Genomic DNA, 13,482 nt, shown 5'->3' on the forward strand with positions numbered 1-13,482 from the left:
TTTATTGGTTGTTTAGCTATCGTGTAGTGTTCGACATCAATTGGTCAAATAGTCGTGCTTCACTATACGGTTAAGATTGATTGGCTCGCATGAGAGCGACGAGAGTAAATGAAATTATCAAATAAATCTCAAACATTGTATGATCTAATCGCGCCAGCAGTAGCTGCGTGTGGTGTAGATCTATGGGGGATTGAATTCCTACCACAAGGTAAACGTTCTTTATTGCGTATTTATATTGATAAAGCAGTTGATGAGAATGTTGAACCTATCTTGAATGAAGATGGCGAAGTTGAACAAGGGCGTGGTATTGGCGTTCAAGATTGTGTTTTAGTGACACAACAAGTGGGTGCAATGCTTGATGTTCATGATCCAATTTCAGGTGAATATGCTTTAGAAGTCTCTTCACCAGGCTGGGATCGTCCATTTTTCCAACTCAATCAATTGCCTGCTTATATTGGGCAACAAGTGGCTTTACGATTAATTGCTGCCGTCGAAAATCGTCGTAAGTTTCAGGCGAAATTACTTTCTGTAGACTTAGAAAATGAAATCATTCAAGTTGAAGTGGAAGGTAAACATGTGCTTGAAATTGATAGTAATAATATTGATAAAGCAAATTTAATCTATCAAGACTAATATTAACTTAATTTTATAAGAAATCGGTAGGTGACTTATGGGCCGCGAAATTCTTACCGTTGCAGAAACGGTTAGTAATGAAAAAGGTGTTAGTCGTGAGGCGATCTTCCAAGCATTAGAGCAAGCACTTGTTGCAGCAACGAAGAAAAAGTTTTACGAAGGAACCCATTCAGAAGAAGCACAGCTTCGTATTGAGATTGATCGTAAAACAGGTGATTATCGCACTTTCCGTCAGTGGACAGTTGTGGCGGATGAAGATCATGAAATGCCAGCTTGCCAAGATGCAATCTCAGATGTTGATCCATCAAAATGGTCAATCGGTGATGTGCGTGAGCTAGAAGTTGAGTCAATTGAGTTTGGTCGTATTGCTGCTCAAATTGCGAAACAAGTCATTGTACAAAAGATTCGTGAAGCTGAGCGTGCTTTGGTTGCCGATGCCTATGAATCTAAAGTGGGTGAGTTGATTTACGGCGAAGTCAAAAAACAAACCAAAGATGGTTTCATCATTGATCTAGGTGATAACGCTGAAGCTTACTTGGCGCGTGAAGAAACCATTCATAAAGAAATTTTGCGTCCTAAGCAACGTATCAATGCCATTTTATACAGCGTAAACCGCGAAGGTCGTGGCGCGCAATTATTATTATCTCGTGCTCGTCCTGAGATGTTAATTGCATTGATGAAAAAAGAAATTCCAGAAATTTCTGAAGAAATCATCGAAATTAAAGCAGCTGCTCGTCAACCAGGTGTTCGTGCTAAAATTGCAGTGAAAACCAATGACCATCGTATTGACCCTGTAGGTGCATGTATTGGTATGCGTGGTACACGTATTCAAGCAGTACAACAAGAGTTGAACGGTGAGCGTATTGATGTCGTGGTGTGGTCTGATGATCCAGCACAATATATTGCAAGCGCATTAGAGCCAGCTGATGTATCAGGTATTGTGCTAGATGAAGATGCGCGTAGTGCAGATATTATCTTCGCAACCAATGATCAGTTAGCACGTGCAATTGGTTCGCAAGGGCAAAATGTTCGTTTAGCATCGGAATTGACGGGTTATAAACTCGACATGATGTTAGAAGAAGAGTATCGTGCTCGTCAGCAAAATGAAGCACAACAGTATTTAGATATGTTTGTTACACGTCTCGATATTGAAGAAGATTTAGCAATGGCATTGGTGGAAATGGGCTTTACTTCATTAGAAGAGATTGCTTATGTTCCAGCTGAAACATTTGATGAAATTGAACTAGATGCAGATTTAGTTGAATTGCTTCAAAGCCGTGCTAAAGAGGCTGCTTTAACTGATGCACTGAAACAGCAAGAAAATATTCAAGAGCCAAGCGCAGAACTTCTCGGTATGGATGGTATGACCACTGAGATTGCTTATGCATTGGCGGCGCGTGGTGTGATTACAATTGATGATTTGGCTGATCAAGCGACTGATGATATTTCGGATATCGAAGGTTTAGGTCATGACAAAGCAGGTCAATTGATCATGAAAGCACGTGAATCATGGTTTAACTAGGAGATAATAGATGACGGACAAGTCGATTCAAGAGTTAGCGCTCAGCGTAGAACGTCCTGTAGAGAAACTCCTAGAGCAGGTTCGCGAAGCAGGTCTACCACAGCGTAAAGCAGATGACATTATTACCACTGAGCAGCAGGATACTTTGGTTAATCACCTGAAAAAAGTACATGGTCAAGGCAGTGGTAACACAGGAAAAATTGCGTTGAAACGTACAACAACCCATACAGCCAAAGTCACCAGTACTTCGGGTAAAGCAAAAAGTATCAATGTTGAGGTGCGTAAAAAGCAGGTTTTTGCCAAGCCAAATCCAGAGCAGATCGCCGCAGAAGCCAAAGCTCGTGCTGAAGCTGATGCAAAAGCCCGTGCCGAGCAGAAAGGGCGTGAAGAGGCAGATACCAAAGCTCGTATTCATGGTGAACAAAAAACCAATGCGACTCTGGAAGCCATGCGTGCAGCGCATACTTCTGAGAGTGCTTCACAAGCTCCTGCAAAAACCGCAGTTGTGGTGAAGAAACGGGGTAGTGACAAGGTAATTAAAGCACCTGTTGTTAGGCCAACAGAAACACCTGAACAGAAAAAAGCCCGTGAAGCAGAAGCAGCCAAGTTAAAGGCGACTGAAGAAGCAGTGCGTCGTAAGGCTGCTGAAGAAGCGCAACAGCGTACGCTTGAGCAAATGCGCAAAATGGCATCAAAATATTCGAGTGATGATGCGACGACAACGATTCGTGTAATCGATGATTCACCTTTAGCTGCTGGTCTTGTTGGGCAAGCATATGAAGATTCCTTTAATAAGGAAGACCGCGAAATTAAACGCGGTGGTGCGACAGCAAACCCACGCGCTGGTAAAAAAGGCGGTCGTGGTGGTGATGCTCAGGCAGAGCAAAGCTTCAGCAAAAGCCATCATAAGCGTGGTTTAAAAACCAGCCAAGCGAATAAACATGGTTTTGAAAAACCTGTGAAGAAGCAAATTTATGATGTTGAGATCGGCGAAAAAATTATTGTTGCTGATCTTGCACAGAAAATGGCGGTTAAGGTTCGTGAAGTAATTAAAACACTTATGAAAATGGGTGAACTTGTTACTCAAAACCAAGCGATTGATCAAGATACAGCAGTATTGGTAGTTGAAGAATTGGGTCACAATCCAGTTTTAGTTTCTGATACACAAGCAGAAGACAACTTATTGGTTGCAGCTGAAGAAGCTCGTGGCGAACAAACGACTCGTCCGCCAGTGGTCACAATCATGGGTCACGTTGACCATGGTAAGACATCGTTACTTGATCGCATTCGTCGTTCTAAAGTGGCGGCAGGCGAAGCGGGTGGTATTACCCAGCATATCGGTGCATACCATGTTGAGACCGAGAAAGGCATTATTACTTTCTTAGATACACCAGGACATGCTGCGTTTACATCAATGCGTGCCCGTGGTGCGAAAGCGACTGATATCGTGGTACTTGTTGTTGCTGCTGATGATGGTGTGATGCCACAAACAGCGGAAGCAATTGACCATGCGCGTGCTGCGGGTACACCGATTATTGTTGCTATTAACAAGATGGACAAAGAATCTGCTGATGTCGATCGTGTATTAAATGAATTAGCACATAAAGAAATCGTGCCTGAAGAATGGGGTGGGGATACACCTATCGCTAAAGTTTCAGCACACTCTGGTGCGGGTATCGATGAGTTACTTGATCTCATCTTGATCCAAGCTGAATTGATGGAGCTTAAAGCTTCAGCAGAAGGCGCGGCGCAAGGTGTGGTGATTGAAGCACGTGTTGACAAAGGTCGTGGTGCGGTAACATCAATTTTGGTACAAAATGGTACATTGAACATTGGTGATTTGGTTCTTGCGGGTTCATCTTATGGTCGTGTACGTGCGATGGTTGATGAAAATGGTCAACGTATCACCTCAGCGGGTCCTTCAATTCCAGTTGAAATTTTAGGTTTACCTGATGCACCAATGGCAGGTGATGAAGTTCTTGTCGTGAATGATGAGAAGAAAGCACGTGAAGTTGCAGATGCTCGTTCAGATCGTGAACGTCATAAGCGTCTAGAGCGTGCCAGTGCAATGCGTCTTGAAAACATCATGGCATCTATGGGTAAAAAAGATATTCCTTATGTGAATGTCGTACTCAAAACAGATGTACGTGGTACTTTAGAAGCATTACATGTTGCGCTTGATGAACTTTCTACAGATGAAGTGAAAGTCCGCATCATTGGTTCTGGTGTTGGTGCAATCACTGAGTCAGATGTGACTTTAGCTGAATCTTCAGAAGCAGTATTATTAGGTTTCAACGTTCGTGCAGATAACACGGCTCGTCAAAAATCTGATCAAGATGGCATCGATATTCGTTATTACAGCGTCATCTATCATTTAATTGATGATGTAAAAGCTGCAATGAGCGGTAAGCTTGCACCTGAACATCGTGAAACGATCTTGGGTGTTGCAGAAGTACGTGAAGTCTTCCACTCAAGTAAGTTTGGTGCAGCAGCTGGCTGTATGGTACTTGAAGGTACATTGCATCGTAATAAACCGATTCGCGTATTACGTGATGACGTGGTTGTATTCCAAGGTGAACTTGAATCTCTTCGTCGTTATAAAGAAGTGGTTGAAGAAGTTCGTGCTGGTATGGAATGTGGTCTTGCAGTCAAAGGTTATAAAGACATCAAAGTTAAAGACAAGATCGAAGTCTATGATGTTCAATTGATTAAACGGAGTCTTTAATGGCGGGTAGCCAACGCTTAAAGCGCATGGCGGATTCAGTACAACGTGAGTTGTCTGAGTTGATCCGTCAAGAGCTTAAAGATCCTCGCTTAGGTGGTCTAGTGACCATCTCTGCAGTGAAAGTCAGTGCAGACATGGGTTATGCTGAAGTTTATGTCACTGTGATGGGACGTGAACTTGGTGATGAGCAAAGTGAAGTCGCAAATAAAGAAACTTTAGATGTATTGAATAAAGCTTCTGGTTTCTTGCGTCATGAATTGAGCCGTCGTATCAAGACACGTATTACGCCAAGATTGCGTTTCCATTACGATAAAACGAATGCCTATGGTAACTATATGTTTGGTCTGATCGCGGAAGCTGTGAAGGATCTGCCTGAACAAGGGCAAGATGATAAAGAATAATTTCTAAAAGAAAGCCACCCTCGGGTGGCTTTCTTTTGTGCTATAGATCATTGTTTTAGATTGATATGATTTTTTCTATTAAAATTATATCTTTCAGTGAGTTAATTGGTTTAGGCTTTCTAAAACTTAAAAAATACATTGAGCTCAATAAAAAGACCAACTTAAAGTTGATCTTTCTTTTCTGCATTACGACGATAACGTTGCCACGGTAGCGGACGATTTAAAGCTTCTGGAACATCACCACTGGTTGAACGCAAACGTAAATGAATTGCAGCTTGTGCCATTAAATTTGCTGATACTGGGGCAGTAATAAAGGCAAATAAAGTAATCAATAATTCAGCAAAACCGAAACGACCTTGAGTCGCTCCAAATACCATAGCTGCAATTAAAAAACTCCCCAAGCCTAACGTACTTGATTTAGTCGGTGCATGCAGACGCATAAATAAGTCGGGTAGACGAATCATTCCGATTGAACCTACGAGCATAAAAAATGCACCAAAGATCAAAAAGAACGAAATGATAATCTCAAAAATTATTTGCATAACCACTCTCCTTAATCAATCACATGTCCAGTGGTAAAATAGCGAGCCAGTGCAACAGTTGAAACGAAACCGAGCATCGCCACCAATAGAGCACCTTCAAATACATTGGTACTTGCCCAGTAAATACCTAATACCACAATCAGACATGTTGCATTAAGAAAAAGAGTATCGAGTGCTAACAAGCGATCAACAACAGATGGTCCAATGATCATGCGGGTCAGACAAAGAAACATGGAAATAGTGATCGCTACTAAACTAATTGCAAGTGCATAAGGTAAAAAGGTCATTTCGCTGCTCCTTCTGCAATCTTTACATCAAAGATTTCGAGCAAAGGTAGCTCATAACGATTTTTGATGTCTTGAATATCTAACTCAGCATTATCTGTACTGAGTGCATGAACTAAAATATCTCCTCGCTCTTGATCAATCCCTGCGGATACCGTACCTGGCGTCGTTGTAATGATCATTGCGAGTAGCGTATTTACTTGCTCATGTTCAGTTTCTAATGGCACGCGATACCATTTTGGATGCAACTCATCGATTGGTCCAAGCACCATTTTAGCTACACGAAAGTTGGAAATCACAATATCCCATAGCACCACAAAAAAAAGTTTGATTGCAGGTAACCAATGAATATGGGGTGTACGTGCAATAAAAGGACTTACCAAACGTGAAACAAAGATACCTAATAGAATTGCAATAAAAATATCTGTGATGTCCAAACTATGCGACAGCATGAGCCAAGTCACAAAAATTAAAAATGACACAAAGGGGTGGGGAAACCAACGATCAAGCAAAGCACGTTTTTGCATTAGTGTTCCTCCATCGGTTTTAATTGTGTGGCATTTGGAATAGTTGGATTTGATAAAGTTTGCTCAGCAATTTGACGTTGTTTATATTCCGAAATATGTTCGCCTTGTAGCGTCGGTTTTGAGATAACATCTGGAATTAATACCGCATTATGATCTTCAACCTCGCCACCATATTTAGTTTCAGGTAAATATGCTGCATCAAATGGCTGCACGCTAATGGCACGACCTTGACTATCATGTTTTAGAATCGCTTGTTGATAAAGCGCATGATTTTGAATTTGTTGTGCAGTTGAAGTTGTATAGCGCTGAATTGGTGCTGCAAATACAACATAACTCATCAAACCAATCAGTAATACATAGATTGCTTTGTCATTCCGATGAGGTGCTGTATCAGGTAGTGATTGATAAGCGATATATGCTGATTCTTTAGGATTTTCTTCGGGTGGGCTAGCACGCCAAAAAAGGATAAAACCAACACGTGTGAATGCGATAATGCTAAGTAAGCTAACAATCAGAATAACAGCAATAATCCAACCCTGATAAGGCGTTTCAGCGGTAGCCTGTAAGATAAAAACTTTACCTAGAAAACCACTGAAAGGGGGTAAACCTGCCATCATGAGTGCAATGGTAAAATAAGTAAAAGCAGCCGCTTTTTCCTGTTTGATTTTCGGTGCAACTTTTAAATGATCTTTGAATGAACCACGTTGCGCAGTCATCCAACCACAAAATAAATAGAATGCAGCAGCAATTAGGGTACTGTGGACTAAATAATACAATGCTGCTGACCATGCTTGAGTATTAAACATGGCAATAGCGATGAGTAATGTTCCAATCGATGACAACACCATAAAGCCAACAAAACGGCGTAAGCGTTCAGCAGCAATTGCACCGATTACACCATAGAATGAAGTAATCAAGCCAATCATTAATAAGCAGTTTTTGAAAATACTTTGTGCCATTGCATCATCAAAAACAGTACCATTGACACGTAGAATGGCATAAATACCAACTTTGGTCATAATAGTAAAAATTGCAGCAACGGGTGTGCTTGCAACAGCATAGGTTTTTGGTAGCCAAAAGCCGACAGGTAGCATTGCTGCTTTGATCCCAAATACCACAAACAGTAACAAGCCACCCGCGATTGCAAGTTTATGTTGATCGCTGTCTAAGGTTGGGATAAGGCGACTCACATCAGCCATATTTAAACTACCAACGCTGCCGTAGATCATCCCTAAACCAATCAAAAATAGCGCTGATGCGAGTAAGTTAATCGTGACGTAATGTATGCCTAGCTGGAAACGTGGTCGACCTTGACCATGTAATAGCAATACATAAGATGCCATTAACAGGATTTCAAAAAACACGAATAAGTTAAATAAGTCACCTGTCAGGAATGCACCCGTTATACCCATTAACAAAAAATGGAACATGGTATGGAAATAGCGCCCACGGGTATCCCAGTTATCACTTGCATACCAAATGACAGGCACTGCAAGTGCATAAGTGAGCACCAACATGAATGCAGCGAGACGATCGAGAACTAAAACAATGCCAAAAGGAGCAGACCATTCACCAAGTTGATAGACGGTAACTTGACCTGTATTTGCGATCATCAAATAACTGATTGCTGTGATTAAGCCTAGAAGTGCAGAACCTAAGCTAATGCCACGTCGCCAAGGTTGGCGCCAATCCTGTTTTAGAGAACCAGAACCAGGATTGCCTAATAAAAGTAGTAAAAAACTCGTAAATGCTGGAATTAAAATACTTAAAATAGGAGTATGAGCATGCCAAAAATTATTGAAATCAAACATTATGGCTCATCCTCACGTGGGTCATAAGTCACAGTTGCTTCTTCTTTGGAGTCAACATGATCCGTGCCCGATTCATAACGACTGCGTAAAGCAAGTTGTACAATAAAAGCGGTTGTTGCAAAACCAATCACAATCGCAGTGAGTACCAACGCTTGCGGTAACGGATCTGTTACTTTAGTTGTTTCTGTAATGATTGCAGGTGCATTAATTTGAATACGACCGACTGCAAATAAAAATAAATTTACGGCATAACCGATTACAGCCAATCCGAGCACAACAGGGAAAGTACGAGCACGTAAAATCAGATAAATACCTGTGGCAACAAGTAAACCAATAGCAGAAGCCAGTAAGAATTCTAAACTGATCATGATGATTCCTCCCGATGTGGTACAGGACCGGACATACTCGAATGACGAGAGTCGCCTAATACAGAGATGAGCAACATTGTCGCGCCTACAACGGTGATATAAACACCCAAGTCAAAACTTGCAGCTGAAGCTAGATGTAGTTTTCCTAGAATTGGTAATTCAACATAGACATGAGCACTCGTGAGGAACGGACGTAACCAGAACCATGCTGCTATACCAGTCAGGCCTGCAATCGTTAATCCTGTGCCAATCCAGACTTCGTAAAGGCGGCCCGACTTCGCTTTTAATAGCTGTTCTGCTTGATCTTGACCTAGTGCAATATATTGAATGATGAGCGCCATTGAGGTGATTAGACCTGCAATGAAGCCACCGCCTGGATAGTTATGTCCTCGCAAAAAGATATAAACACTGACCACAAGTGCTAGTGGTAATACCCAAGAGGCCGTAATACGGAACATAAGCGGAGATGGATTAAAACGGTAGGTGAGACCTTGCGTCATGGTTGTGCCATGTACACGCATACCATCCATTAAACATAGTGCTCCTATTGCTGCAATACCCAATACTGTAATTTCACCGAAGGTATCAAAACCACGGAAATCAACAAGGATAACATTGACAACGTTTGAACCACCGCCTAGTGGGAGGGATTGTTGTAAGAAGAACCATGAGATTGAATTATGTTCTCGCGTTAATATTAGCCATGTAATCCAACCAATACCGATACCACCTGCGATTGCTAAGCTTGCATCTCGCCAACGGCGTGGACGGCTCGATTCGTAAGGGGTCAACTGCGGTAATAGCGATAAGCTCATCAACAATAAAACAGTAGTAACAACGTCAACTGTAATTTGAGTGAGTGCAAGATCTGGTGCAGATAAGGTTACAAACACCATGGTGACGACAAGTCCAACAGCACCACTAATTAAAACAGCTTTAATCCGTTCGTGGTGGAACCACAACATCATCCAACAGCCAGAGAATAATGTGAGCCATAAGACCACAGCAATCCATGGAGCATGGGTAAGCTCACGTGTGCCAGTTGTTAATCCCTGATTGAATAAGGGTAAACCCACCATGATGATGCTAAAGAAAACAATCCAAAGAAGATAACTTTGTAGAGAACCTGTTTCAGTCTTTTGTTTGATTTTTCGACTGGTAAGTAAGAGATGCTTCAGGAATGATTCAAATAAAAGTTTGCCTTGGAATTTACCTAAATAAGGGTCTAAGTCAATTTTACGTAAATGCTGATTTTTAATGAGGCTAAAGTAAAATAAACCACCACCTATTAATGCAACTAGACTCATGATTAAAGGTGCATTAATACCGTGCCAAATCGCTAAGTGAACACCCTCAAATTCAGGTTGAGCCAAACTCGCGCGCGTTACACTATTCACGACTGTTCCAGCCAATAGTGCAGGCAGAATGCCGACCAGAATACATAATGTCGCTAATATAATCGCAGGTAAGCGCATTCCGAGAGGCGGTTCGTGTGCATCTTTATTAGGAACGTGTTTACCAAGCCCACCATCAAAGAACACGCCATGTACCAAACGAATAGAATAAGTAACAGCAAAAATACCGGATAAAGTTGCCACGATCGCTGCAATTATCATTACTGGACCTGATAGGTTTGCCAGTAATTCCGTAAAGAACATCTCTTTGGAAATAAAGCCATTGGTTAGCGGTACACCAGCCATCGAAGCAGCGGTGATCATGGTTAAAGTACCTGTGAACGGAAGAAGTTGCCAGATACCACTGAGCTTACGTAAATCACGTGTTCCTGTTTCATGATCAATAATGCCTGCGATCATAAAAAGAGCAGCTTTGAATGTTGCATGATTAATGATATGAAAGATTGCTGCTGCAACAGCGAGTGGTGAACCGATGCCGAGTAAACAAACAATCAAACCTAAATGGCTGATGGTTGAATAAGCTAAAAGCCCTTTGAGATCTTCTTTAAATATGGCGAAACCCGCTGCCATACATAAAGTGAATAAACCGACGAAGGTTACGATATTGTGGTACAACGCTGCCCCAATAAAGAGTGGCGCTAAGCGTGCTAATAAAAATATACCTGCTTTCACCATCGTTGCTGAATGGAGATAGGCTGAAACAGGCGTAGGTGCTGCCATTGCATTTGGCAACCAAAAGTGAAATGGGAATTGCGCACTTTTGGTAAATGCACCTAGTAAAATGAGCAGTAGAGTGGGAACAAATAATTGATGCTGCTGAATAGACTCTTTCATTAACACCAATTGGTCAATCTGGTAAGTGCCTGCCATCTGTCCTAAGAGGATAAAGCCCCCTAGCATCGCCAAACCGCCCATCCCTGTGATCGTGAGTGCCATACGCGCACCACGTTGGGCGGCATCATATTGACTCCAATAGCCCACGAGCAAGAATGAAGAAATACTGGTCAATTCCCAAAATACCAGTAAGATAATTAAATTGTTGGAAAGTGAAATCCCAAGCATCGCTGCCATGAATAGCATGAGCAACTGATACAGTTTACTGAGTGAGTTTTTAGGGCTGAGATAATAATAGGCATAAATATAAATCAGTGTGCCGATCCCACTAATGAGTAAACCGAACAATAATCCTAATGCATCAAGGCGAAAACTAAGATTGATGCCCAGTTGTGGAAGCCATTCCCAACTCTGTTGCAGGGCATTACCCTGTAAAACCGTTTCAGCTTGGCTAAGCAGTAAAATAAAACAACTCAGGCTAATGCCAATCGCTCCAATTGCCGTCATACCCCGAGAAATACGTTGCAATTGTGAGACAAGGGTTGTGCCAAGTATGAGTGGTAATAAAATAATAATCGGTAGCACACTGGTATCCATGTCGATGATTTAGGTCGAGAGAGACCTAATGGTGGATTTTCTTCCAAGACTTAAGGCGTTCAAAGAGAAAGCCAAAGTTTCAAGTCTCGAAACCCAATCAAGTTAACGGAAAGAGCAAGTTGTATTGCACAACTTGAAGGTAAAAAATGAATTTTATTTTACTATAAAAAATCAACAAAAATCTGATGTTATTACATGAAACTAACAACATCTTTGTCGCTAAAACTTGTCTATCAACGTTTTTTGTTCGCTATTTAATTGAATATTTTCCATTCGATTATCTGTGTACCTAACAGGGATAGAGATCTGGTCTTAGATCAAATGCTTGTCCCTACAATCTAGTGTTTCAGTAAAGAAGACCTATTTAAAAGAAAAAATTGACCTCTAGTTTATAAGGATTAATGATGCAATCAATCTTAAAGTGATGTCTCTTGAGGGGTATCATCAATTTTAAGTAGATGAAGTAAATGAATCTTTTCTTGTTCATCAAGCGCTTGGATTTGATGCAAGAGTTCATCAACTTTACTGACCAAATTTTCTGATTCTAATAAGTGTTGATTCTGCTGCAAGAGAATGCTTTCTGATTGACTTAACTCATTATAGAGTTGTGAAAGTTGTTGTTGAGATTTCTCAAGATTAATCTCATAAATTTCTTTATCACCTAACTTGAAGCATTGATATTCTAAAGCATGTTCTAATAATTCATCGCGATTGCCTGAAGCAATAATTTGTAGTCTTGGAAATGCTTGATGCAAACGCTCTAAAATTTCAGCACTCATATTTTGATCTAACTGATGCTCAATTTGATCAATTAATAATACGCCTTCACCTTCTAAACATGGGTCGAAACAATGTGGATTAAGCAAGCATAAACGACGTGTAATGTCACCGACCAATGCAATCCATGATTTAAGAGAGGCCGATAATTGCTGAAAGGGAATGGTCTGATCTTTGTAACGCACCATTAATTGAAGTTTAGGAATATATTGAATATAGATATCATTCAATTCTGGAAAGATGGTATGTAAGCTTTTTTTCAGCGCATATAAATTAGGTGCTGAAAGTTGTTTAGGATGATTCATCAGTTCTTGTTGTAATTGCTGCAAAACCTCTGATTGATTTTGCTGACTGAAATCGTTGCCAATAAGACGTCTAACGATATAGGCAGAGTGAGCATTTTCAACATCACTAATTTCCCGTAGCCACTCAAAGAAACGCGCAAAAGTTGTGTATGGAATCGCTGTTAAATCGTAGGCAGCAATATCTTGTAGTGTTCCTGGTGCATTCTTGCTTTGTAAATTAACCTCTTGTACAAAGCGTTCGGCAGGATAATACGCAATTAACGGTAATCCAAATAATGGATCTTGAAGACTGGTTTTTTGGTATAGCGATACCATTTGATCAAGTTGCTGCGTTTCAACTTGGCTAATTCCAACGCCTTGACTGTTAAACGTTTTAAATAACTTCCAACTACAATTCTGAGTGTCAGTCGTTTGTGCAGAGCTACTTTCTGGTAGATGATGAGTTAATTCACTGCTCATTCTAACTTGGACTTGAACTTTGGCTTGTAAGCGTGTCAACAAAATATCTTGATCAGCAATCACGACACCTGCGGTACGAATATCTTTATAACGTGCGGAAAACCACGTTAAGGCTTGATAGATATTTTTTAAAATTGTAGTTTTGCCTGTAGCTTGCTCACCTAAGATAAGTGTAATTGGACGTTGTGTTGGTTGAAATTCAATGGTTAAGTCGCGAAACATGCCAACATGTTTAAATAGCACTGATTCAAGTTGCATAAGCTCTCCCTGAACATAAGCGCT

The 13,482-nt window shown here is 41.0% G+C and carries 11 protein-coding genes; 4 read left to right on the forward strand and 7 right to left on the reverse strand.

The features are described 5' to 3' along the window. Positions 1 to 108: 108 nt before the first annotated feature. The 4 genes from rimP to ABLB98_RS01605 are packed head-to-tail and all read left to right on the forward strand — an operon-like array spanning position 109 to position 5,281. Positions 109 to 633, forward strand: a complete 525-nt coding sequence (gene rimP, locus ABLB98_RS01590) for a ribosome maturation factor RimP (protein WP_348883272.1) — start codon at positions 109 to 111, stop codon at positions 631 to 633. Between the two features lie 37 nt (positions 634 to 670). Beyond that, positions 671 to 2,155 carry a transcription termination factor NusA gene (gene nusA, locus ABLB98_RS01595; protein ID WP_005218583.1) on the forward strand — a complete coding sequence of 495 codons (1,485 nt, stop codon included), beginning with the start codon at positions 671 to 673 and terminating at the stop codon, positions 2,153 to 2,155. 10 nt (positions 2,156 to 2,165) lie between these two features. Further along, positions 2,166 to 4,880 (forward strand): translation initiation factor IF-2, encoded by a 2,715-nt coding sequence (infB, locus tag ABLB98_RS01600; RefSeq protein ID WP_348883271.1) that lies wholly within the window; start codon positions 2,166 to 2,168, stop codon positions 4,878 to 4,880. Further along, positions 4,880 to 5,281, forward strand: a complete 402-nt coding sequence (locus tag ABLB98_RS01605) for a ribosome-binding factor A (protein WP_004659268.1) — start codon at positions 4,880 to 4,882, stop codon at positions 5,279 to 5,281. The genes infB and ABLB98_RS01605 overlap by 1 nt, the downstream gene beginning before the upstream one ends. Before the next feature lie 161 nt (positions 5,282 to 5,442). Here ABLB98_RS01605 and ABLB98_RS01610 read toward each other — a convergent pair whose 3' ends face one another. The 7 genes from ABLB98_RS01610 to ABLB98_RS01640 all read right to left on the reverse strand — a co-directional run bounded on the left by ABLB98_RS01610 (position 5,443) and on the right by ABLB98_RS01640 (position 13,458). Next, on the reverse strand, positions 5,443 to 5,823 hold the full coding sequence (locus ABLB98_RS01610; protein WP_087536899.1) for a Na+/H+ antiporter subunit G: 381 nt from the start codon (positions 5,821 to 5,823) through the stop codon (positions 5,443 to 5,445). A gap of 11 nt (positions 5,824 to 5,834) precedes the next feature. Next, the gene (locus tag ABLB98_RS01615) at positions 5,835 to 6,110 is read right to left on the reverse strand and encodes a monovalent cation/H+ antiporter subunit F (RefSeq protein ID WP_348883270.1); all 276 of its coding nucleotides are present in this window, start codon (positions 6,108 to 6,110) and stop codon (positions 5,835 to 5,837) included. Beyond that, positions 6,107 to 6,634, reverse strand: a complete 528-nt coding sequence (locus ABLB98_RS01620) for a Na+/H+ antiporter subunit E (RefSeq protein ID WP_348883269.1) — start codon at positions 6,632 to 6,634, stop codon at positions 6,107 to 6,109. Before ABLB98_RS01620 ends, ABLB98_RS01615 begins: the two co-directional genes overlap by 4 nt. Continuing rightward, positions 6,634 to 8,445, reverse strand: coding sequence for a monovalent cation/H+ antiporter subunit D (locus tag ABLB98_RS01625; RefSeq protein WP_348883268.1), 1,812 nt, complete (start codon positions 8,443 to 8,445; stop codon positions 6,634 to 6,636). Before ABLB98_RS01625 ends, ABLB98_RS01620 begins: the two co-directional genes overlap by 1 nt. Further along, entirely contained in the window at positions 8,445 to 8,813 is a 369-nt protein-coding gene (locus ABLB98_RS01630) for a Na+/H+ antiporter subunit C (protein WP_348883267.1), read from the reverse strand. Before ABLB98_RS01630 ends, ABLB98_RS01625 begins: the two co-directional genes overlap by 1 nt. Next, complete coding sequence (locus tag ABLB98_RS01635; RefSeq protein ID WP_348883266.1) at positions 8,810 to 11,659, reverse strand: monovalent cation/H+ antiporter subunit A; 2,850 nt, start codon at positions 11,657 to 11,659, stop codon at positions 8,810 to 8,812. Before ABLB98_RS01635 ends, ABLB98_RS01630 begins: the two co-directional genes overlap by 4 nt. A gap of 416 nt (positions 11,660 to 12,075) precedes the next feature. Next, positions 12,076 to 13,458, reverse strand: coding sequence for an AAA family ATPase (locus ABLB98_RS01640; RefSeq protein WP_348883265.1), 1,383 nt, complete (start codon positions 13,456 to 13,458; stop codon positions 12,076 to 12,078). Positions 13,459 to 13,482: the final 24 nt, after the last annotated feature.

The sequence above is a fragment of the Acinetobacter yuyunsongii genome (genome assembly GCF_041021915.1).
Classification (GTDB): Bacteria; Pseudomonadota; Gammaproteobacteria; order Pseudomonadales; family Moraxellaceae; genus Acinetobacter.

Excerpts from the sequence above, each read along its gene's own strand:
- ABLB98_RS01630 (WP_348883267.1), bottom strand. The coding sequence starts at position 8,813 with ATGATCAGTTTAGAATTCTTACTGGCTTCTGCTATTGGTTTACTTGTT.
- ABLB98_RS01610 (WP_087536899.1), bottom strand. The coding sequence starts at position 5,823 with ATGCAAATAATTTTTGAGATTATCATTTCGTTCTTTTTGATCTTTGGT.
- ABLB98_RS01605 (WP_004659268.1), top strand. The coding sequence starts at position 4,880 with ATGGCGGGTAGCCAACGCTTAAAGCGCATGGCGGATTCAGTACAACGT.
- ABLB98_RS01640 (WP_348883265.1), bottom strand. The coding sequence starts at position 13,458 with ATGCAACTTGAATCAGTGCTATTTAAACATGTTGGCATGTTTCGCGAC.
- ABLB98_RS01625 (WP_348883268.1), bottom strand. The coding sequence starts at position 8,445 with ATGTTTGATTTCAATAATTTTTGGCATGCTCATACTCCTATTTTAAGT.
- nusA (WP_005218583.1), top strand. The coding sequence starts at position 671 with ATGGGCCGCGAAATTCTTACCGTTGCAGAAACGGTTAGTAATGAAAAA.
- rimP (WP_348883272.1), top strand. The coding sequence starts at position 109 with ATGAAATTATCAAATAAATCTCAAACATTGTATGATCTAATCGCGCCA.
- ABLB98_RS01615 (WP_348883270.1), bottom strand. The coding sequence starts at position 6,110 with ATGACCTTTTTACCTTATGCACTTGCAATTAGTTTAGTAGCGATCACT.
- ABLB98_RS01620 (WP_348883269.1), bottom strand. The coding sequence starts at position 6,634 with ATGCAAAAACGTGCTTTGCTTGATCGTTGGTTTCCCCACCCCTTTGTG.
- infB (WP_348883271.1), top strand. The coding sequence starts at position 2,166 with ATGACGGACAAGTCGATTCAAGAGTTAGCGCTCAGCGTAGAACGTCCT.
- ABLB98_RS01635 (WP_348883266.1), bottom strand. The coding sequence starts at position 11,659 with ATGGATACCAGTGTGCTACCGATTATTATTTTATTACCACTCATACTT.